The organism is Solibacillus sp. FSL K6-1554 (genome assembly GCF_038005185.1).
GTDB lineage: Bacteria > Bacillota > Bacilli > Bacillales_A > Planococcaceae > Solibacillus > Solibacillus silvestris.
Map to the genome: position 1 here is coordinate 1,101,013 of NZ_JBBOSS010000001.1, position 21,011 is coordinate 1,122,023.

At 41.3% G+C, this 21,011-nt stretch carries 20 protein-coding genes; 16 read left to right on the plus strand and 4 right to left on the minus strand.

The genetic code is table 11. The features are described 5' to 3' along the window. Positions 1 to 29: 29 nt before the first annotated feature. The 13 genes from MHB58_RS05280 (at position 30) to MHB58_RS05340 (ending at position 16,624) form a co-directional block, all read left to right on the plus strand. Positions 30 to 4,352: a PolC-type DNA polymerase III gene (locus tag MHB58_RS05280; protein WP_041865778.1), complete on the plus strand. Its 4,323-nt coding sequence runs from the start codon at positions 30 to 32 to the stop codon at positions 4,350 to 4,352. 462 nt (positions 4,353 to 4,814) lie between these two features. Continuing rightward, positions 4,815 to 5,300: a ribosome maturation factor RimP gene (gene rimP / locus MHB58_RS05285; protein WP_008403239.1), complete on the plus strand. Its 486-nt coding sequence runs from the start codon at positions 4,815 to 4,817 to the stop codon at positions 5,298 to 5,300. A gap of 14 nt (positions 5,301 to 5,314) precedes the next feature. After that, positions 5,315 to 6,442 (plus strand): transcription termination factor NusA, encoded by a 1,128-nt coding sequence (gene nusA, locus MHB58_RS05290; RefSeq protein WP_008403238.1) that lies wholly within the window; start codon positions 5,315 to 5,317, stop codon positions 6,440 to 6,442. A 39-nt stretch (positions 6,443 to 6,481) separates the two neighbouring features. Beyond that, positions 6,482 to 6,760: an RNase P modulator RnpM gene (rnpM, locus tag MHB58_RS05295; protein ID WP_008403237.1), complete on the plus strand. Its 279-nt coding sequence runs from the start codon at positions 6,482 to 6,484 to the stop codon at positions 6,758 to 6,760. Further along, on the plus strand, positions 6,757 to 7,065 hold the full coding sequence (locus MHB58_RS05300) for a YlxQ family RNA-binding protein (RefSeq protein ID WP_014824466.1): 309 nt from the start codon (positions 6,757 to 6,759) through the stop codon (positions 7,063 to 7,065). Before rnpM ends, MHB58_RS05300 begins: the two co-directional genes overlap by 4 nt. A gap of 14 nt (positions 7,066 to 7,079) precedes the next feature. Then, the gene (infB, locus tag MHB58_RS05305; RefSeq protein ID WP_008403235.1) at positions 7,080 to 9,452 is read left to right on the plus strand and encodes a translation initiation factor IF-2; all 2,373 of its coding nucleotides are present in this window, start codon (positions 7,080 to 7,082) and stop codon (positions 9,450 to 9,452) included. Then, positions 9,452 to 9,730 (plus strand): DUF503 domain-containing protein, encoded by a 279-nt coding sequence (locus tag MHB58_RS05310; protein WP_008403234.1) that lies wholly within the window; start codon positions 9,452 to 9,454, stop codon positions 9,728 to 9,730. Before infB ends, MHB58_RS05310 begins: the two co-directional genes overlap by 1 nt. A gap of 58 nt (positions 9,731 to 9,788) precedes the next feature. Continuing rightward, positions 9,789 to 10,133: a 30S ribosome-binding factor RbfA gene (rbfA, locus tag MHB58_RS05315; protein WP_008403233.1), complete on the plus strand. Its 345-nt coding sequence runs from the start codon at positions 9,789 to 9,791 to the stop codon at positions 10,131 to 10,133. A gap of 355 nt (positions 10,134 to 10,488) precedes the next feature. Continuing rightward, positions 10,489 to 11,400, plus strand: coding sequence for a tRNA pseudouridine(55) synthase TruB (gene truB, locus MHB58_RS05320; protein WP_014824465.1), 912 nt, complete (start codon positions 10,489 to 10,491; stop codon positions 11,398 to 11,400). Between the two features lie 10 nt (positions 11,401 to 11,410). Further along, the gene (gene ribF / locus MHB58_RS05325; RefSeq protein ID WP_014824464.1) at positions 11,411 to 12,361 is read left to right on the plus strand and encodes a riboflavin biosynthesis protein RibF; all 951 of its coding nucleotides are present in this window, start codon (positions 11,411 to 11,413) and stop codon (positions 12,359 to 12,361) included. 136 nt (positions 12,362 to 12,497) lie between these two features. Continuing rightward, positions 12,498 to 12,767, plus strand: coding sequence for a 30S ribosomal protein S15 (gene rpsO, locus MHB58_RS05330; RefSeq protein WP_008403229.1), 270 nt, complete (start codon positions 12,498 to 12,500; stop codon positions 12,765 to 12,767). Positions 12,768 to 13,050: 283 nt separating this feature from the next. Further along, on the plus strand, positions 13,051 to 15,165 hold the full coding sequence (gene pnp / locus MHB58_RS05335) for a polyribonucleotide nucleotidyltransferase (RefSeq protein WP_014824463.1): 2,115 nt from the start codon (positions 13,051 to 13,053) through the stop codon (positions 15,163 to 15,165). A 232-nt stretch (positions 15,166 to 15,397) separates the two neighbouring features. Next, entirely contained in the window at positions 15,398 to 16,624 is a 1,227-nt protein-coding gene (locus MHB58_RS05340) for a M16 family metallopeptidase (protein ID WP_014824462.1), read from the plus strand. 44 nt (positions 16,625 to 16,668) lie between these two features. On the opposite strand, the gene MHB58_RS05345 is transcribed toward MHB58_RS05340, so the two are convergent. The 4 genes from MHB58_RS05345 to MHB58_RS05360 are packed head-to-tail and all read right to left on the minus strand — an operon-like array spanning position 16,669 to position 19,098. After that, entirely contained in the window at positions 16,669 to 17,289 is a 621-nt protein-coding gene (locus MHB58_RS05345) for a hypothetical protein (RefSeq protein ID WP_014824461.1), read from the minus strand. Further along, the gene (locus MHB58_RS05350) at positions 17,286 to 17,882 is read right to left on the minus strand and encodes a hypothetical protein (RefSeq protein WP_014824460.1); all 597 of its coding nucleotides are present in this window, start codon (positions 17,880 to 17,882) and stop codon (positions 17,286 to 17,288) included. The genes MHB58_RS05345 and MHB58_RS05350 overlap by 4 nt, the downstream gene beginning before the upstream one ends. Next, on the minus strand, positions 17,882 to 18,724 hold the full coding sequence (locus MHB58_RS05355; protein ID WP_014824459.1) for an ABC transporter ATP-binding protein: 843 nt from the start codon (positions 18,722 to 18,724) through the stop codon (positions 17,882 to 17,884). Before MHB58_RS05355 ends, MHB58_RS05350 begins: the two co-directional genes overlap by 1 nt. Positions 18,725 to 18,726: 2 nt before the next feature. Then, on the minus strand, positions 18,727 to 19,098 hold the full coding sequence (locus tag MHB58_RS05360; RefSeq protein WP_008403222.1) for a GntR family transcriptional regulator: 372 nt from the start codon (positions 19,096 to 19,098) through the stop codon (positions 18,727 to 18,729). 250 nt (positions 19,099 to 19,348) lie between these two features. Between MHB58_RS05360 and MHB58_RS05365 the strand changes: the two genes are divergently transcribed. The 3 genes from MHB58_RS05365 to MHB58_RS05375 are packed head-to-tail and all read left to right on the plus strand — an operon-like array spanning position 19,349 to position 20,973. Continuing rightward, complete coding sequence (locus MHB58_RS05365) at positions 19,349 to 19,621, plus strand: YlmC/YmxH family sporulation protein (RefSeq protein ID WP_008403221.1); 273 nt, start codon at positions 19,349 to 19,351, stop codon at positions 19,619 to 19,621. Beyond that, positions 19,614 to 20,390: an NAD(P)-dependent oxidoreductase gene (locus MHB58_RS05370; protein ID WP_014824458.1), complete on the plus strand. Its 777-nt coding sequence runs from the start codon at positions 19,614 to 19,616 to the stop codon at positions 20,388 to 20,390. The genes MHB58_RS05365 and MHB58_RS05370 overlap by 8 nt, the downstream gene beginning before the upstream one ends. Next, positions 20,383 to 20,973: a dipicolinate synthase subunit B gene (locus tag MHB58_RS05375; RefSeq protein WP_008403219.1), complete on the plus strand. Its 591-nt coding sequence runs from the start codon at positions 20,383 to 20,385 to the stop codon at positions 20,971 to 20,973. Before MHB58_RS05370 ends, MHB58_RS05375 begins: the two co-directional genes overlap by 8 nt. Positions 20,974 to 21,011 lie beyond the last annotated feature (38 nt).

A 21,011-nucleotide genomic window follows, 5' to 3' on the forward strand; every position in this document is an offset into this window, starting at 1 on the left:
GAAAGCAGCATGATGAAAGGGTGAAACAATTGTCAAAACAGGAAGGAAGACAAAAATTCCTACTATTGTTACAGCAGCTTGAATTGACTGATGATGTCTATATGTCCTTTTTTGAAAATGGAACACTCGAACGTGTAACAGTTCATAAAAAGAAGCGTGTTTGGGACTTTAAAATAAAAATAGAAAATATATTGCCTTACCAAGTGTATCAATTACTGCGGATGCGGATGGTCGAGAAATTTTCGCCCATTGCCAATGTGTTACTGACGATTGAATCATATAATCCAGTAGTCAATGAGCAGCATATTTTGGATTATTGGCAAGTAGTTATTGAGCAAATGGATGAAATGTCGCCAATGCTGCGTACCAATTTATCGAAGCAAACACCGAAATGGACAGGTCATAAGCTTGTCGTGACGTCGATGCTCGAAGTAGAGTACTTATCATTAAAATCAAAGTATACGGATAAAATTGCCGATTCATACAAGACATTCGGTTTCCCGCATATTCCGCTTGATTTCCAGCTGGTGGAAGAGTCAGATGAATTTATCGCACAGCAAGAAGCGTTTTACCAGCAGCGCAGGGAAGAGGAAGAACGGTTGTCTAAACAGGCGATGGCCGATTTTGCAACACGCGAAAAAGAGAAGGCGGCCAATCCTGGTGCTGTTACTGGAGATACACCGTTCCAGATTGGTGCACTGATCAAAAATCCGGATCCTGTTGAAATCCGCACAGTACTGGAAGAAGAACGTTCGATTGTACTGGAAGGGTTTATTTTTGCATGTGATATTAAGGAACTTCGAAGCGGTCGTTCATTGCTTGAGTTTAAAATTTCCGACTATACCGACTCACTAATGGTCAAAATGTTCTCAAACGGGGATGAGGACGTCGTGAAGATGAAGCAGATGAGTAAAGGGATGTGGGTTCGTGTACGCGGATCGATTCAGCTTGATACATTTGCACGCGATTTAGTCATGATGGTAAAAGACATCAATGAAATCAAGCATGAACCTAAAAAAGACCATGCTCCGGAAGGCGAAAAGCGTGTGGAGCTCCATCTGCATACACCGATGAGTCAAATGGACGCGATGACATCTGTCGATAAACTAGTAGCACAGGCAGCTAAATGGGGACATCCTGCGATTGCGGTTACTGACCATGCTGTCGTTCAGGCATTCCCTGAAGCTTATGCTGCTGGCAAGAAAAACGGCATTAAAGTCATTTACGGCGTTGAGGCAAACTTAGTTGATGACGGGAAACCAATTGTTTACGATCCGATAGATGTTGATCTTGAAGATGCGACGTATATCGTATTTGACGTAGAGACGACCGGCTTTTCAAACGTGTATGACACGATTATCGAACTGGCGGCCGTCAAAATAAAGAATGGACAAGTTATTGATACATTTGAACGATTCTCAAATCCGCACCGAAAATTAACAGCAAAAATTATCGAGCTGACACATATTACAGATGATATGCTCGTCAATGCACCAGAGCTGAGTGATGTCATTCGTGAATTCCATGACTTTATCGGTGATGGGGTCGTTGTTGCGCATAATGCGGCGTTTGACTTAGGCTTCTTATATGTTGCCTACAAAAATGCTGGCATAGAAGTTCGTCACCCGGGGATCGATACGGTCGAGCTTTCTCGTCTTGTAAACCCAGGGCAAAAATCGCATAACTTAAAAACTTTAACGAAAAAATACAATATTGAACTTACCCAGCATCACCGGGCAATTTATGATACCGAAGCAACAGGTGAACTATTCCTGCATTTGCTGAAACAGGCTGCCGATTTAGGCATTAAAAATCTGATTGAAATGAACGACCACGTCGGCGGTGAAGAAGGGTACAAGCAGTCACGTCCAAGTCACTGTACAGTTTTGGCTGTAGATGATGCCGGGCTGAAAAATCTGTTTAAGTTAATTTCGATTTCGCATACGGAAACATTTTACCGTGTACCACGTATTCGCCGCTCTGATTTGCAGAAACTACGACAAGGATTAATCGTCGGCTCAGGCTGCTCGAATGGTGAGCTCTTTGAAACGATGATGAATAAAACGCAGGAAGAAGCCGAGCGTATCGCAAAATTCTATGATTATTTGGAAGTTATGCCGAAACCGGTCTATTCTCCCTTAGTGGACGGCGGTACTGTCCATGATGAATGGGCATTGGAAGATATTATCCGCCGTATCGTAAAGCTTGGCAAAAAGCTGAACTTACCGGTCGTAGCAACGGGAAATGTCCACTACTTGCATGAAACCGATGCAAAGTTCCGTCAAATCTTAGTTGGATCAATGGGTGGCGCAAACCCGTTAAATCGTAATCCTTTACCGAAAGTCCATTTCCGTACAACGGATGAAATGCTGAAGGAATTCGACTTTTTAGGGCCGGATTTGGCAAAGGAAATTGTCGTGACAAATACGCAGCGAGTTGCCGATATGATCGGCCATGTAAAACCGATCAAGGATGATTTATATACGCCGAAAATTGAGGGCTCGGATGATGAAGTAACGAATTTAACTTATGAGATGGCACATAGCATTTACGGTGAAAATTTACCGGAAATTGTCCAGGCCCGTATTGATAAGGAACTGAAATCTATTTTAGGACACGGGTTCGGGGTAATTTATTTGATTTCCGCGAAGCTCGTAAAAAAATCGCTGGCTGACGGTTACTTAGTAGGTTCGCGTGGGTCGGTAGGGTCTTCCCTTGTTGCGACATTTATGGAAATTACCGAAGTAAACCCGCTGCCACCGCATTATGTTTGTCCAAACTGTAAGCATTCCGAGTTTATCGCGGACGGTTCGGTTGCATCAGGCTATGACTTACCGAACAAACAATGTCCGGAATGTGGTGCCCCGTTCAAAAAAGACGGCCAGGATATCCCGTTCGAAACGTTCCTAGGATTCAAGGGTGACAAGGTGCCCGATATCGATCTGAACTTCTCCGGCGAATATCAGCCACAAGCGCATAACTACACGAAAGTGCTATTCGGTGAGGATTATGTATTCCGTGCCGGAACGATTGGTACGGTTGCCGAAAAGACGGCATATGGTTATGTAAAAGGGTACGGAAGCGACAATGGCATCACTTACCGAAATGCGGAAGTGGACCGCCTTGTGCAAGGATGTACAGGAGTAAAACGTACAACTGGACAACACCCGGGGGGAATTATCGTAGTACCGGATTATATGGATATTTACGACTTCTCGCCAGTGCAGTTCCCGGCGGATGCTCAGGATTCGGAATGGAAAACAACCCATTTCGACTTCCACTCGATCCACGATAATATTTTAAAGCTTGATATACTTGGGCACGATGATCCGACCGTAATTCGTATGCTTCAGGATTTATCCGGAATCGATCCAAAAACAATCCCGACGGACGACCCGATTGTTATGAAGATTTTCAGTTCAACTGAATCGCTAGGTGTGACCGAAAAGCAAATTGGAACGAAAACAGGAACACTCGGAATTCCGGAGTTCGGGACAAAATTCGTACGCCAAATGCTTGAAGAAACAAAACCGTCGACATTCAGTGAACTTGTTCAGATTTCCGGACTTTCACATGGTACAGACGTATGGCTTGGAAATGCACAGGAACTAATTAAAGATGGTACTTGTGTATTAAAAGAAGTAATCGGCTGTCGTGACGATATTATGGTTTATTTAATTTATCAGGATCTGGAACCGTCGTTTGCCTTTAAAATTATGGAGTCCGTTCGTAAAGGTAAAGGGTTAACAGATGAAATGGAAGCAGAGATGCGTGCTAAAAAAGTACCGGAATGGTATATCGATTCTTGTAAAAAGATAAAATACATGTTCCCGAAAGCCCATGCCGCAGCGTATGTATTAATGGCCGTACGTATTGCGTGGTTCAAGGTGCATCATCCGATTCTTTATTATGCAGCGTACTTCACTGTGCGTGCATCAGACTTTGATTTAATTGCGATGACACAAGGTTCTGTCATGATCCGCAAAAAAATCGATGAAATCAACATGAAGGGGCTCGATGCAGCGCCGAAAGAGAAAAGTTTACTGACAGTTATGGAACTAGCACTGGAAATGTGTGAACGCGGGATGAGCTTCAAAAAGGTTGATTTATACCGTTCGCATGCGAGTGAATTCATCATCGAAGGAAACTCATTGATTCCACCTTTTGATGCCATTCCAGGTCTTGGTACTAACGTAGCGAAACAAATTGTTGAAGCACGTAAAAATGGAGAATTTTTATCAAAAGAAGATTTACAGCAGCGCGGCCGTGTATCGAAGACATTAATCGAGTATATGGATGAGCTTGGATGCTTGGAAGGAATGCCGGATGCCAACCAGCTGTCCTTATTCTAATGTACAGACAGGCTAAAAGAGAGGATTTTGTATTTTCGGATGCATATTCTCTCAGTAGTTGTTAATTCTATGTGTTAATAGGCAAAATTTGCATTAGGATGGCCTTTGTGCTATGCTAAATGTAATAATTTGTTGATAGTTCGCCAGCAAAAGAGTGGGTTTTCCCGCTCTTTTCTGTTGTTTACACAACTATTTAATTTCAACGAGCAAGTGTTCTGATCAATTGTGAGTGGAGTTAAACCTCTGGCGAATGTCGCAGATTTTATAATGAAAAAAAGAAGTCCGTCTAACGCGTCGCATCGTGCGGCAAAGACTGGCTGACCCACGTCCTGTGGGCCTCAAAAGAAATCTGGACGCCATTGCATTTAGTTGTAAATGTCCAATTTTTTCAATGAAAACTCGTCTTTTGTTTAACCAATACTATGAAGATCTAAAACAAACAAAGACGTTAGGGAGGATACGATGAGCAAAGTTACGTCGATCATTGAAGAGCTAGTGACACCGATTGTGGAAGAGCTTGATTTGGAATTAGTTGATATCGAGTTCGTAAAAGAAGGACGCGACTGGTTCCTGCGTATTTATGTTGACACACCAGAAGGCGGCATTGATATTTTACAATGTGCACAAGTGAGTGAGCGTTTAAGCGAGAAATTGGATGAAAATGATCCAATCGAGCAAAACTACTACTTAGAGGTTTCTTCACCAGGAGCAGAACGTCCGTTAAAGAAACAACAGGACTTTGAAAAAGCAATCGGCAAATATATTTATGTGAAAACTTATGAGCCAGTTAAGGATTTAAAAGAATTCTATGGTTATTTACGCGCATATACAGATGAATTTTTAGAAATGGAATTCCGTATTAAAACACGTAAAGTTACAGTACAAATTGAAAAAGAAAAAATTGCGCAAGCGCGTCTTGCTATCGATTTTTCAGATAAGCAAATTTAGGAGTGAAAACAAAAATGAGTAGTGAATTACTAGATGCCCTAACTGCCCTTGAAGAGCAGAAAGGTATTTCAAGAGATGTATTAATTGAGGCGATTGAGGCGGCTTTAGTAACGGCGTACAAACGTAACTTCAACCAAGCGCAAAACGTTCGCGTGGATCTTAACCTACAAACAGGTTCAATGGTTGTTTATTCTCGTAAAGACGTAGTAGAAGAAGTAGAAGACGATCGTCTGGAAATCGCTTTGGAAGACGCGAAGTTTATTAATGCAGCTTATGAAATTGGTGACGTCGTAGAAGAAGAAGTAACACCACGTAACTTCGGACGTATCGCGGCACAGACGGCTAAGCAAGTTGTGACGCAACGTGTTCGTGAAGCAGAGCGCGGTTTAATTTATGAAGAGTATGTAGACCGTGAAGATGACATCGTAACAGGCGTAATCGAGCGTCAAGATGCACGTAATATTTATGTGTCAATCGGTAAAGTGGAAGCGGCATTACCTGTTAACGAACAAATTCAAGGTGAAGTTTACAAGCCAACATCTCGCATCCGTGTTTACATTACAAAAGTTGAACGCACAACACGTGGTCCACAAGTAATTGTATCTCGTACTCATCCTGGATTATTGCGCCGCCTATTTGAAATGGAAGTTCCGGAAATTTATGATGGCACAGTTGAAATTAAATCAATCGCGCGTGAAGCGGGAGACCGTTCAAAAATCTCTGTATATGCACATAATGAAGAAGTAGATCCAGTAGGTTCATGTGTCGGAGCAAAAGGTGCCCGTGTGCAGACAATTGTAAACGAATTAAACGGTGAGAAAATTGATATCGTAGAATGGTCAGAAGATCCGGTTGTATTCGTTGCAAATGCACTAAGTCCTTCAAAAGTTCTGGACGTTCAAGTAAATGAAGAAGAAAAGTCAACAACAGTTGTCGTACCGGATTATCAATTATCACTAGCGATTGGTAAGCGCGGACAAAATGCTCGGTTAGCAGCAAAATTAACGGGCTGGAAAATCGACATCAAGAGTGAAACAGATGCACGCGAATTAGGAATCTATCCTTCTGAAACGAGCACATTCGTTCCGCGTGAAGATGCAGAAGAAGTAAAATTTGATTTATACGGTGATGACGAAGAATAAGCCGTCATTTGGAATGATTTTGCAAGGAGGGTAAGCAATATGGTCGTTAATAAAAAAATTCCTTTACGCAAATGTGTTGCAACAGGCGAGATGCTTCCGAAAAAATCAATGATTCGCGTCGTTCGTTCTAAAGAGGGCGAAGTGACTGTTGATATTACAGGAAAAAAATCCGGTCGTGGAGCATATGTTTCTAAAACGGAAGATGCTGTTGAAATGGCGCGTAAAAAGAATATTTTAGATCGCCAGCTTGATGCAAAAGTGCCGGATGAGGTGTATGAGGAGTTGCTAACGCTAATCCGCAGGGAGTCGATTTTATGACAAACCCTGCATTGCTACAGCTATTAGGTTTAGCAGCACGTGCACGAAAAACAATATCCGGAGAAGAGCTTGTCGTAAAGGAAATTCGCAGCGGCAAAGCTAAGCTTGTCTTTTTAGCTTCAGATGCTTCGGCAAATACGAGCAAAAAGATTCAGGATAAATGTACGTTTTATAATGTTGAGTATTATGTTTTCGGGGATCGATATGATCTTGGACATGCTACCGGGAAGGAAGCCCGTGTAGCGATTGCTATTACAGATAGCGGATTTGCTAAAAAAATGTCTAGTCTACTCAACGAAAATTAATCGGGGGTGAGCAGATGAGCAAAGTAAGAGTTCATGAATATGCGAAAAAGGTAAATAAAACAAGTAAGGAAGTTATTGAGGAGCTTGCAAAACATAATCTGCCGGTGAAAAATCACATGGCGGTAATTGATGAGCAGGCGGTCTCAAAACTAAATTCTGTCTTTAAGCAAGCAGTGGAACCAACGAAAGATTCTCCTGCAAAGACACCTGCCAAAGCTGTAAATGTAACACCGAGACGCGGTGAACAAGGGCAGAAAAAAGTGCAGCAAGGTCAAAAGCAGGATCGTCCACAATCTGCTTCGAATAACCAACAACCGAACAAAGCTTCAAACGCCCAAGGGCAAACAAAATCGCAACAAGGCGAAAAAATAAGAAATGAAAAAGGTAACCAAAATCGAAATATGACTCAAAATAACTCTAACAACCGCAAAGGCGGCACAACACAAAACACTAGTAATAATAAAGGCGGCGGTAACACGCCAAATAGAGGCGGTAACACGCCAAATAAAGGTGGTAACACACAAAATAAAGGCGGCTATCAACAACGTAGAAAACCAGGTATCAATGGTGGTAAACGTCGTACGCACCGTCCTGCACCACAACCAATGGTGCAAAAAGAATTACCTGAAAAAATTACTTTCTATGAAAGTTTATCAGTTGCAGAACTTGCAAAAAAATTACACCGTGAGCCATCGGAAATTATTAAAAAATTATTCATGCTTGGTGTAATGGCAACAATTAACCAAGAACTTGATAAGGATGCAATCGAGCTAATCTGTGCAGACTACGGGGTAGAAGTTGAAGAAGAAATCCGTATCGACAAAACAGATTTAGATACGTACTTCGATGATACAATCGTGGAAGTTGACGAAAACGCATTGGAAGAGCGTCCACCAGTTGTAACAATCATGGGACACGTTGACCATGGTAAAACTTCATTGCTTGACTCAATCCGTAAAACGAAAGTTACTGCGGGTGAAGCAGGCGGTATTACACAGCATATCGGTGCATACCAAGTAGAAGTTAACGGGAAGAAAATTTCATTCCTTGATACTCCTGGACACGCGGCATTCACAACAATGCGTGCGCGCGGTGCATCAATTACAGATATCGCAATTATCGTAGTAGCAGCGGATGACGGTGTAATGCCTCAAACAGTTGAAGCGATCAACCACGCAAAAGCTGCAGAAGTACCAATTATCGTAGCAATCAACAAAATGGATAAACCATCTGCCAATCCGGACCGTGTACAACAAGAATTAACAGAGCACGGATTAGTTCCTGAAGCATGGGGTGGAGATACAATCTTCGTACCAATTTCAGCACTAAAAGGTGAAGGTATTGACCAGCTTCTAGAAATGATTTTATTAGTTTCCGAAGTAGGCGAATTAAAAGCGAACCCAACCCGCTCAGCAATCGGTACAGTTATTGAAGCACAGCTTGATAAAGGTCGTGGAGCAGTTGCAACACTTTTAGTTCAGGATGGTACATTACGTGTTGGTGATCCAATCGTAGTCGGTCATGCATATGGTCGTGTACGTGCAATGGTCAATGATCTTGGCCGTCGTATTAAAACAGCTGGTCCTTCTATGCCGATTGAAATTACAGGCTTAAACGAAGTACCACAAGCGGGCGACCGTTTCGTAGTATTCCAAGATGAGAAAACAGCTCGTCAAGTTGGTGAATCTCGTTCAATGACAGCTATCCAAGCGTCACGTTCAGAAAAACAACGTGTAACTCTTGATAACTTATTTGAACAAATGAGCCAAGGCGAAATGAAAGAGTTAAACTTAATCGTAAAAGCAGACGTACAAGGTACAGTGGAAGCAATGGCTTCGTCATTAATGAAAATTGATGTTGAAGGTGTTAATGTTAAAATTATCCACACTGGTGCGGGTGCGATTACAGAATCGGATATTTCTCTTGCTGCTGCATCAAATGCAATCGTTATCGGATTCAACGTACGTCCGGACACAAATGCTAAACGTGCTGCTGATGAAGAAGGCGTAGATATTCGTCTGCACCGTATCATCTATAAAGTAATCGAAGAAATCGAACACGCGATGAAAGGGATGCTTGATCCTGAGTTCGAAGAGAAAATCGTTGGTCAAGCGGAAGTTCGTCAAACAATTAAAGTATCTAAAGTTGGTACGATCGCTGGTTCATACGTTATTGAAGGTAAAATCGTTCGCGATGCCGGAGTACGTGTTATCCGCGAAAACGTTGTTGTGTTCGAAGGTGAACTGGATTCACTAAAACGCTTCAAAGATGATGCAAAAGAAGTTGCAAAAGGGTATGAGTGTGGTATTACGATCAAAAACTACAACGACATTAAAGAAGGCGACATTATCGAAGCCTTCGTAATGGAAGAAATCGTTCGTAAATAATGATTGTATACGCAGAAGTTGAATTCATGATTCAGACTGCCCACTCATTAAAAGAAAAGCGCGCCGTCCTTCAGCGGATGGTGACGCGTACGAAACAAAAATTCAATGTTTCCGTTGCTGAAATTGATCATCAGGATGTATGGCAGCGTACGAAGCTTGCGCTTGTCGCAGTTGCTTCTTCCAAAGAAGCGGCTGAACGCGAGCTAATGCGGGCGATCCATTATCTGCAGTCAAATCCGCAATGGGAACAGCTGGATTTCTATCGTGAATATTTATAAAGCCCACGATTTGTGGCAAATGTACTATTAATTACGCAATTTAAATGAGGTGACATTTATGTCTCTACGTTCCAATCGAGTTGCTGAGCAAATGAAAAAAGAAATTACTGAAATCATTGCGCGCAAAATCAAAGATCCGCGTGTAGGCTTCGTTACGGTTACAGATGTAGCAGTAACAGGAGACTTACAGCAAGCAACTGTTTATATTACATCGTTAGGCAATGACCGCGAACGTGCGGAAACATTGCAAGCGTTGGAAAAAGCATCCGGTTTCATCCGTTCGGAAGTTGGTTCACGTATCCGCTTACGCCGTACGCCTGAACTGGCATTCGAATTCGATACAGCAATCGAATACGGTAACAAAATCGATGCATTACTACGTGGTTTACACGAAGAGAAATAAAACTAAGAAGTCTGCACTGCATAACTATGCGGGCAGACTTTTTTGCTTTTGAGCACTTTTTTTAACTGAAATTTTGTATACAGAAGTTTCGTTTAGGAAACATATTTTATATTAAAGTAGAGTGACGCGAAGCGAAGGGGGCGACTCCTAGGGGATTAGCGTGCGCGGAAAATCCACTTGATGTATGCCGCCGTAGAGGCATACATCAAGTTAGTTGAAGCCACGCCCCCAGGAAAGCGTCCCCCCCGTAGCGCAGCAGAACGGCCCATATGAAAAGTACCAACTTTTGAACTTAACTTATAATAATAAATTAATTAAATCTCGAAATCCTCATTTCGAATAAAGGAGCAAAACAATGAACGGTATTTTGCCATTATGGAAAGAGCGCGGCATGACTAGTCATGACTGTGTGTTTAAATTACGAAAAATATTAAAGACGAAAAAAGTAGGCCATACCGGGACACTTGATCCGGGTGTAGAAGGCGTACTGCCGATCTGTATCGGGCAGGCAACACGCATTGCCGAATATTTAACAGATGCCGGCAAAACGTATGAGGCAGTCGTATCGATTGGACGCACGACAACAACAGAAGATGCAGAAGGTGAAACGGTCGAGCAAAATACAGATTTCAAATCGTTTACACGTGAAGAAATTTTACACGCACTTCAAACATTGACAGGTGAAATCGAACAAACGCCACCGATGTTTTCCGCTGTAAAGGTGAACGGAAAACGACTGTATGAATATGCAAGAGCTGGTCAAACAGTCGAGCGCCCAACACGTAAAATTACGATTTATGAGCTGGAATTATTGGATGATGCACAAACGTTCGAAGGGGAAGAAGTGACGTTCTCTATTCGCATCAAATGTTCTAAAGGGACGTATATCCGTACATTAGCTGTTCAGATTGGTGAAGCACTAGGCTGTCCGGCACATATGCATGAATTAGTACGAACAGCATCAGGTACATTCACAAAAGACAATTGCTTCACATTGGCCGAAATCGCGGAAATGATGGAAGCCGGGGAGCAGGAGAAGTTTCTGTTGCCGGTTGAATATGCCTTATCCGACTATCCATACGTTGAAATTACGGAAGACATTGAAAAGCAAATTTTCAATGGGCAAGTTCTCCCGATGCATACTTTATTAACGGAACATGATAAAATTGTATATGGTGTAGAGGGACGAGCATTTGCGGTTTACATCGCCCATCCGACAAAGAGTGGGCAAATGAAGCCGGATAAGATGTTTCCCGAAATTAATTAGGAGGCACGAGATGAACGTTATTCATTTGAAATACCCCCATCAATTAGCACAGGAAATAGAAAAAGAGGCGTACTCATTAGCAATCGGATTTTTTGATGGGGTACATAAAGGACATCAGGCAGTTATTGAAGTGGCAAAGCAAAAAGCTGAGCAGCTAAATAGTAAAAGCGCCGTGATGACTTTTGATCCACATCCATCGATTGTATTAGGTAGACGTAATGAAAAAGTATTCTACATTACGCCACTTTCACAAAAAATAGATACTTTTAAAAAATTGAATATCGATACAGTATTTGTTGTAAACTTTACGTCAGATTTTGCGAAGCTTACACCTGAAGAATTCATTAAGTACTTTATCGTAGATTTAAATGTTCAGCATGTAACTGCAGGCTTTGATTTCTCGTTTGGCGCTTACGGCAAAGGCAATATGGAGCTGATGGACCAACTGTCAAACGGAAAGTATGGTGTGACGGTAATCGAAAAGCAGCAGGATGAAGTTGAAAAAATTAGTTCTACACGCATTCGCAAAGCATTGCAGGACGGAGATATGGAACAGGCTCGTAATCTATTAGGCCGCGCATTCGAAGTGCCGGGAATCGTCGTGCACGGAGATAAGCGCGGACGGACAATGGGCTTCCCGACAGCGAATGTCCAAGCGATGGAAGGCTGCTACATACCGGCAACAGGTGTGTATGCGGTGAAAATTTCAGTTCAAAATAAATGGTATGACGGTGTTTGTAATGTAGGCTATAAACCGACATTCAACAACCCGGATGAAAAGCAGCTGTCGATTGAAGTGCATATTTTGAATTTCAATAAAAATATTTACGGTGAAGAGGTCGTTGTAGGTTGGTATAAACGCATTCGCAGCGAACGGAAATTTAACGGCATCGAAGCGTTGATTGAGCAAATTGAATTGGACAAACAGCAAGCGATCGCCTATTTTGAGCAACTACGCTAAATAGTTGCGCATCTATAAACAATTATGGTACTATTCACTAGTACGAAATTCTCGTATGAACCTTAGCTCGGCTTTTCGCAACTCCAGCGACTGCTGTGCTATTGGGGATATCTTAATTATCAGGAGGTCATTTAAAATGGCAATTACACAAGAACGTAAAAACGAAATTATCGCTGAGTACCGTGTACACGAAACAGACACTGGTTCTCCAGAAGTACAAGTAGCTGTATTAACTGCAGAAATCAACGCATTAAACGCTCACTTAGCTACTCACAAGAAAGATTTCCACTCTCAACGTGGTCTTCTTAAAATGGTAGGTAAACGTCGTCATTTATTAAAATATTTACGTGAAAACGACGTAGCTCGTTACCGTGAATTAATTACTAAACTTGGATTACGTCGCTAATACGTCGTTAATCTGACAATAAAAAGCGGGATTTTTCCCGCTTTTTATTATGTTTGAAAATGAGTCAGCTTTCCGAATCAATGGTGCGATGTTTAACTTCTTTGAGCAGGTGTCAACACGCCTGTTGAAAGAAGTTAAACCATTGCTGGAAAGCCAAAAATATTTTATTAAATTTATCGATATTTAGATCAAAAAATTTAGCATAGAAAACGCTTTTTTGATACACTAACTATGGTACATAATATGATACGTAGAGTGTTTCAATAAGAAAGGGGTTCATTTAATGAACGAAAAAAAGGTCTTTTCGTATGAATGGGCAGGCCGTCCACTAACAGTAGAAGTAGGACAGCTGGCAAAACAAGCAAATGGTGCTGCAATGATCCGCTACGGCGAAACAGCAGTTCTAGCTACGGCAACAATGTCAAAACAACCAAAAGCATTAGATTTCTTCCCGTTAACAGTAAACTTTGAAGAACGTCTATATGCAGCAGGTAAAATCCCTGGTGGTTTCATTAAACGTGAAGGACGTCCATCAGAAGCGGCAGTATTAACTTCTCGCCTAATTGACCGTCCAATCCGTCCTATGTTCCCGGATGGTTTCCGTAACGAAGTACAATCAATTTTAATGGTTATGTCAAATGATTCAAACTGCCCTGCTGATGTAGCGGCAATGTTTGGTTCTTCATTATCATTAGCAATTTCTGATATCCCATTCGACGGACCGATTGCAGGTGTACATGTAGGATATATCGAGGGTGAATTCGTTGTGAACCCGACTGTAGAACAATCTGCCAAATCGACTGTTCACTTAACAGTAGCAGGTAACAAAGACGCGGTTAACATGGTAGAAGCAGGTGCTTTAGAAGTAACTGAAGATATTATGCTTGAAGCGATCATGTTCGGTCATGAAGAAATTAAAAAGTTAATTGCCTTCCAAGAGCAAATTGTTGCTGAAGTTGGTAAAGAAAAACTTGAAGTAACATTATATGAATTAGATGCAGACTTAACAGCAGCGATCAAAGCTGAATGTGAAGCTGATATGAATACAGCGATCCAAACAGTGGACAAGCAATTACGCCAAGAAAATATTACAGCAGTAAAAACACGTGTAATCGAAGCTTATGAAGCGCAGGAAGCTGACGAAGCTACGATGAAACAAGTGAATGCTATTTTAGATAAAATGGTAAAAGATGAAGTGCGTCGTTTAATTACAGAAGATAAAGTTCGTCCGGATGGTCGTAAGCAAGATGAAATCCGTCCACTTTCTTCTGAAGTAGATTTATTGCCACGTGCACACGGTTCAGCATTATTCACTCGTGGACAAACGCAAGCATTATCAATTTGTACTTTAGGTGCTTTAGGCGACGTTCAAATTATTGACGGCTTAGGTATTGAAGAGTCAAAACGCTGGATGCACCACTACAACTTCCCTCAATTCTCGGTTGGGGAAACAGGCCGTTACGGTAGCCCAGGCCGTCGTGAAATTGGTCACGGTGCATTAGGTGAGCGTGCGATTTTAGCGGTAATGCCAACAGAAGAGGAATTTCCGTATGCAATCCGTTGCGTATCGGAAGTATTGGAATCAAACGGTTCTACCTCTCAAGCATCAATTTGTGCATCAACAATGGCACTTATGGCTGCTGGTGTTCCAATTAAAGCACCGGTTGCAGGTATTGCAATGGGTCTTGTTAAAAAAGGCGAGCACTATACAGTATTATCAGATATCCAAGGTATGGAAGACCACCTTGGCGACATGGACTTTAAAGTGGCAGGTACAGCTAAAGGTGTAACAGCACTTCAAATGGACATTAAAATCGATGGTCTGTCTCGTGATATTTTAGAAGAAGCATTAACACAGGCGAAAATCGGCCGTATGCACATTTTAGAGCATATGATGTCAACGATTTCAGCGTCTCGCACTTCATTATCACAATACGCACCAAAAATCGTTTCAATCAAAATTAATCCTGACAAAATCCGCGATGTAATCGGACCGGGTGGTAAAGTCATCAATAAAATTATTGATGAAACAGGCGTTAAAATTGATACAGAACAAGATGGTACAATCTACATCGCTTCAGCTGATGAAGCAATGATTAACCGTGCTAAAGAAATGATCGAATCAATCGTACGCGAAGCTAAAGTAGGCGAGTACTACATGGCAACAGTAAAACGCATTGAAAAATTCGGTGCATTCTGTGAAATCTTCCCAGGTAAAGACGGCTTACTGCACATTTCGGAAATTCAGGAAGAACGTACGAAAGAAGTAGAAGACGTATTAAAACTAGGTGATGAATTACTTGTCAAATGTATCGAAATCGATAAACAAGGTCGCGTAAACTTATCACGTAAAGTAGTAATCAAAGAAGAAAAAGAGCGCGCAGAACAAGGAAAATAATTGAAACAAGCGTTTCAAACAAGATAAAAAGGGAGGTTGTACACTATTGTACAGCCTCTTTTTTAAATAACGTTAAGCTGAAGTTTGGAGATTTCCATTACTTGATGAAGTATGGTAAGAGGAGGTATGCGTAATGGAGCATACCCTTACTACAAAAATAAGCTTAAAATTGTAATATTACAGATTTTTAAATAATACTTATAGTTTATTAGCCGAAATAAAGGAGAAATTTATGGTACAAGTAATTACAGCAAAAAATGGCGTGCGCATTGTGACAGAGCAAATGCCACATGTCCGATCTTTATCGGTCGGCATTTGGGTCAACGCGGGCTCACGCTACGAAACAAAAGAAGAAAATGGCATTACCCATTTCATCGAGCATATGCTTTTCAAAGGAACGAAAAACCGTATAGCCCGTCAAATCGCGGAAGAATTCGACCGCATCGGCGGAGAGATTAATGCCTTCACATCGAAGGAACATACATGCTATTATGCGAAAGTGCTGGATCATCATGGGGAACTGGCAATCGACATTCTGGCCGATATGTTCTTTAACTCGCTGTTTGCGCAGGAAGATATCGAGAAAGAACGGCAAGTTGTTCTTGAAGAAATCTACATGAGCGAAGACGATCCGGCAGATGATGTCCATGAAAAATTATGGGGCGTCATGTTCCCAGATGATGCGCTAGGCCGTCCAATTTTAGGGACACCGGAAACATTGGCGACATTTGATGAAGAGATGATCCGTACGTATATGGCGAAACATTACGGCCCTCAAAATGTTGTTATCTCAATTGCCGGTAATATTGAAGAGAGTTTACTGGAAAAAGTGGAAGCATTATTCGGAAACTATGAAGCAAGTGCGAAATCGATTGTTTCCAAACCATCCTATCCGACATTTACACCAGGTGAAATTGAAAAATTGCGTGATACGGAACAGGCGCATATTGCGATTTCTTTCCCTGCAATTGCGGTAAAAGATCCGAAAATGTACAGCTTTATTGCGTTGAATAATATAATCGGTGGCAATATGAGCTCTCGCCTGTTCCAGGAAGTGCGAGAAGATCGCGGGTTGGCGTATTCTGTATTCAGCTACCAGTCGAGCTATGAGGATGTAGGAACATTTACGATTTACGCGTCGGCATCAAAACAAAACCTCGATTCATTAAAGCAGCAGATCGATCAGACGTTATTTGACCTCGTTGCAGGAGGGGTAACGGAAACAGAGCTTGAAAATGCGAAGGAGCAATTAAAAGGCGGCTTCGTTTTAGGGCTTGAAGGTACGGAAGACTTTATGAACCGTAACGGGGTCAATGAACTCATTCACCAAAATCACCGTTCAGTTGATGAAGTATTGGCAAAAATCGATGCCATTTCGATGGAAACGATCGATGAGTTAATTACACAAATTTTATTATCCGAACCGGCAATTGCGATTATCGGACCGGAAAATGAATAACGCAAAAGGACAGCGCGGGCTAGTAGTTAGCATGCGCTGTCCTTTTAAAATTCGGCAGCTTTAAATTTTGTGATGGCTGTTTTAAAGTAGCGGTAATAAACAATCAATCCTAAAACTGGAACAATCGGTGCCCCTATGAGCTCAATGTCCAGAATACTAAATATAAGCATGATCAGTAAATGAACAAAGGTAAAGATAAAAAAATAACCGATAATTGTCCCAATTGATATGCTTTTCGTCCCCTTTGTCGGATTGCTTAAATAGTTTTTCAGCATCGAGCCGATAGAAGCAATTCCAGCAGCAAAGACGATTGAAATTAATGAAAGTTCAATGCCTCCCATTTGATTATTTAAATATAAATAAGTTTGATAAATTCCGATTGGAACCGTGATGATCAGCATAAGCAGCAAACTGAAAATAAATAAACTTTTCACAAAAGTCTTTGGGTCAATCGGCATGACACGGAATCGGTTTATAAAATGGTTTTCAAGTAAATAGCTAACACCTAATGCGGGCGACAAAGCTAAAAAATAGAGTGTCAAAAAACCTAAATTAACTTCTTTAATGATCGCCCACTGAATTCCGATCATGATTAAAAAGAATAAAAAAACAGTGATGAATATCTTTCTTGATAAATAAAAATGCATTTTAAGCAGTGCAATCATGGGACGTCCCTCCAGTATTCACGAAAGTAAGTAATGCTTGCTGCGATGATGAGAAGTATCAGTAAACTCATAAATAAACTGAAACTCTGAAAAGTAGATAAGCTTCCTAAAAATACAAGTAGTTGAGATAATCCTAATGGAATAAGAAATATAGAGAAGTTTATCATTTGCCCAAACTTGCTGCGACGAAACAGCAGGAAAAAAGCGATAATAAAAAAGCTGATGGCGAAGCTTACTAATAGCTGTCTGACGGAAGGCAAAACAAGCTGCTTTTCCAGTAATGTTTGAATAGCGGTCGTTGCTACGATTGTATAAAGGATATAATATAGTGTGTAACGACCTAAAAAAGAGAGATCCACAATGAAAAATGTCTTTCTGGAAATCGGAAATAAACTTGTCATGACGAGCTGGTTCTCACGTTGATCCAAATAGACGGCACAAAGCGCTGTAATACTGATGGACAGTATTAAGTATGCAGCCATTTCGGCACCTTCAAATAATAAAGGAAGAGCAAAAAAAGATGCTACAAGTGGTGTAAACAAAAGCCAGGAAACCAACCCCTGTTCGTAATAATGAAGAAGCACTTTTTTCATTATTTTTGCCCCTTTACGAAAAACAACATTAAATCATCAATCGTCGGTTTTTGCAATTCAATCACTGGATTCACAAATTCACGCAAGACTAAGTACTCGATTCCAAATACATAATCCCGTTGGCCGATAATCGAATGGTTCGGTATCACTTTCGCTTCTTCATACGTTCCTTTCCAAATCCCGTAACCGTACAGCAGGTCATCTTTATTTTCACTGAACAAAATTTCGCCTTCATGGATAAATGTAATCGTATCCGCAATTTTTTCTAGATCCGTTGTTATATGCGAAGAAAAGAGAATGGCATGATCTTCCTGTTCCATAAAGTGTTGAAGCATACTTAGCACTTCATCGCGCACAATCGGGTCAAGCCCGCTCGTTGGTTCATCAAGCAGCAAAAGCTTAGGCCGGTGTCCCAGTGCCAGTGAAAGAGCGAGCTTCATTTTCGTTCCTTTTGACATCGTTTTAATCTTGTCATACTTCGGTACATCCAGCTGCTCCAGCAACCCGTCAAAATAAGGACGGTCCCAAGTAGGATACACATTCCCGTACAGGACATCGAGCTCCTTTGGTGTAAAGCTTTCCGGTACATGCAGTTCATCAAACACGACCCCGATTTGCGCCTTTAGCTCCACCTCATGTTCGATATGATCTTTTCCGAATAAAAGAATGTCGCCGTCAATCTTTTTCAGCAAATTTAACATCAGTTTGATCGTCGTTGATTTCCCGGCACCGTTTTGCCCGATAAAGCCTGCAATGGTCCCGCTTTCAACAGTGAACGAAATATTATTTAAACGAAATTTTTTGAATTGCTTCGTAACATTTTTTACTTCAATTGCATTCATCATCATTCCTCCAATAGTAAGTCGAGTAAGTCATGCAGTTCCTCTTTTGGCACATTTGCCGTTTTGGCAATGGATACCGCCTTTGTGAAATGAACTTCAATTTGTCGGATCAGCTCTTCACGCAGGAAATCCTGATTGCGCTCTGATACATAGCTCCCTTTCCCGGCAATCGTGACGATAAAGCCGTCCCGTTCCAAATCGGCATACGCCCGCTTCGTTGTCATCACACTGATTTTCAATTCTTTCGCCAACGCCCTAATAGAAGGTAGAGAATCACCGGTTAATAGTGTGCCTGTCAAAATGGCCTGTTTTAGCTGATCGGTAATTTGTTCATAAATAGGCTTTTCGCTATTATTGCTCAATTTGATTATCAATCGTTTCACCTCACGTGTTCAAACTGTGTATATACAGTATATACAGATATGGCATATTATGTCTACTGAAAAATTAAATAATTTCAGAGGGATTTTTAAATTAGGTTAATTACTACCATTATTTTTCCGACCGAGTGCTGTGTGACTCGTTTCCTGTGAGTAGGTCCTTCAAACTTAAATGATGAACCATTTCACTTCTGCCAAAGTTGATGCATATAGTAATGTAGGCTCTTACAAGAGGAGGGATGCAATGCTTTTATCGGAGCTCGCTGAAAAAGAACTGATCGAAATGGAAAACGGTGTTCGATATGGATTTTTAGCCGAGACGGAATGTATTTTTGATGCCAAAACAGGGAAGATTGTCGGATTTGAAATGCCGGCACAAATGGTGAAAATGCCCTTCCAAAAGAAAAAGGCAGGTATGGTAAAATACATTCCCTGGAGTGAAATTATTTTAATTGGGGAAGACCGGGTATTATTTCAAAAAACAACATCGACATTAAAGCATGCCTATGATGACTGAACGCTGGCTTGTGATCGGGACAGATGAGCGGATGAAGTTTTTGGCGAAGCAATTATCGACAAATGATCGCACGGTGTATTACAAAAACACGACTGTTTGGGATGAAGCGCTGAACAAAGTGGCGTTGGAGCTGCACCCGACAGAAATTGTGTTGCCGATCCACCCTTTAACGATTCAAGTGGAGGAGCTTCTAGGCATTCGACAGGCACAGTTTTTTGCGGGGAAATTGACAGATCAGTGGAAAGAAATACTTGAAAACAAGTGCTTGCATTATTATTTGGAAGATGAAACATTCATCTGGAAAAATGCCGCACTTACTGCAGAGGGCTTTTTAGCGCACCTGTATAAAGAAAAAGTAAATGTGCAGTATAAAACAATTATGATTACAGGGTTTGGACGTGTAGCAAAAATGCTTGCCCTGTTTTTAACACGTCTCAATGCAAAGGTCATCATCGCCGTTCGTTCGGAAACGCAAAAAGCCGAGGCCCTTGCATATGGCTATACTGGTATCGAATTAAATGAGAAAAATGATATGGAAGCGGATTTTCTGATTAATACGATTCCGACAAAATGGCTGACAAAGGATTTTGAATCATGGATGGTCCGTCCGATTTATGATGTCGCATCAAGCCCGGGATGTTTGAACGATATCAAATTATCTCAATATGAGCTGCTACCTGCATTACCTGGGAAATACTTTCCGCAAGCTGCAGCAAACTTGTTATACGAAACGATACTAGATTTACGAAAGGAGGAAGCAAATGCTTGAGGGAAAACGCATTGGTTTAGGAATTACCGCATCACATTGTACGTATGAAGATGTCATACCGAAAATTACCCAATTTCGTGAAGCCGGTGCAACCGTTGTACCGATTATAACGCCTTCTGTATTACACGCTGCTACACGATTTGGAACGGGTGAAGAATGGATTGCGAAAATCGAAGAATTCTCTGGGGAAAAGGTTGTCAGTTCCATTGCGGAAGCGGAGCCATTTGGGCCGAGTAATCCGTTAGACTGTATGGTAATTGCGCCGATGACAGGGAATTCCATCAGTAAATTTGCGAATGCCGCAACAGACAGTGCCGTACTGATGGCAGCAAAAGCAACACTCCGAAATGGTTCACCTGTAGTACTTGGTATTTCAACGAATGATGCGCTTGGGTTAAACGGGATGAATTTAATGAAATTAATGAATGCGAAAAACATTTTCTTCATTCCATTCGGTCAGGACGATCCAATTAAAAAACCGACGTCGCTTATAGCGGATTTCACAAAAATGCTCGATACTGTAGCATATACGCTCGCTCATAAAAAACAGATTCAACCGATATTTATACAATATTTTAAATAATCAAATTATCTCGCACAATTCTAATAATATATGATACA

Bases quoted from the DNA above. Each gene is read 5' to 3' on its own strand.
- rimP (WP_008403239.1), top strand. From the start codon at position 4,815: ATGAGCAAAGTTACGTCGATCATTGAAGAGCTAGTGACACCGATTGTG.
- nusA (WP_008403238.1), top strand. From the start codon at position 5,315: ATGAGTAGTGAATTACTAGATGCCCTAACTGCCCTTGAAGAGCAGAAA.
- rnpM (WP_008403237.1), top strand. From the start codon at position 6,482: ATGGTCGTTAATAAAAAAATTCCTTTACGCAAATGTGTTGCAACAGGC.
- MHB58_RS05300 (WP_014824466.1), top strand. From the start codon at position 6,757: ATGACAAACCCTGCATTGCTACAGCTATTAGGTTTAGCAGCACGTGCA.
- infB (WP_008403235.1), top strand. From the start codon at position 7,080: ATGAGCAAAGTAAGAGTTCATGAATATGCGAAAAAGGTAAATAAAACA.
- MHB58_RS05310 (WP_008403234.1), top strand. From the start codon at position 9,452: ATGATTGTATACGCAGAAGTTGAATTCATGATTCAGACTGCCCACTCA.
- rbfA (WP_008403233.1), top strand. From the start codon at position 9,789: ATGTCTCTACGTTCCAATCGAGTTGCTGAGCAAATGAAAAAAGAAATT.
- truB (WP_014824465.1), top strand. From the start codon at position 10,489: ATGAACGGTATTTTGCCATTATGGAAAGAGCGCGGCATGACTAGTCAT.
- ribF (WP_014824464.1), top strand. From the start codon at position 11,411: ATGAACGTTATTCATTTGAAATACCCCCATCAATTAGCACAGGAAATA.
- rpsO (WP_008403229.1), top strand. From the start codon at position 12,498: ATGGCAATTACACAAGAACGTAAAAACGAAATTATCGCTGAGTACCGT.
- pnp (WP_014824463.1), top strand. From the start codon at position 13,051: ATGAACGAAAAAAAGGTCTTTTCGTATGAATGGGCAGGCCGTCCACTA.
- MHB58_RS05340 (WP_014824462.1), top strand. From the start codon at position 15,398: ATGGTACAAGTAATTACAGCAAAAAATGGCGTGCGCATTGTGACAGAG.
- MHB58_RS05345 (WP_014824461.1), bottom strand. From the start codon at position 17,289: ATGATTGCACTGCTTAAAATGCATTTTTATTTATCAAGAAAGATATTC.
- MHB58_RS05350 (WP_014824460.1), bottom strand. From the start codon at position 17,882: ATGAAAAAAGTGCTTCTTCATTATTACGAACAGGGGTTGGTTTCCTGG.
- MHB58_RS05355 (WP_014824459.1), bottom strand. From the start codon at position 18,724: ATGAATGCAATTGAAGTAAAAAATGTTACGAAGCAATTCAAAAAATTT.
- MHB58_RS05365 (WP_008403221.1), top strand. From the start codon at position 19,349: ATGCTTTTATCGGAGCTCGCTGAAAAAGAACTGATCGAAATGGAAAAC.
- MHB58_RS05370 (WP_014824458.1), top strand. From the start codon at position 19,614: ATGACTGAACGCTGGCTTGTGATCGGGACAGATGAGCGGATGAAGTTT.
- MHB58_RS05375 (WP_008403219.1), top strand. From the start codon at position 20,383: ATGCTTGAGGGAAAACGCATTGGTTTAGGAATTACCGCATCACATTGT.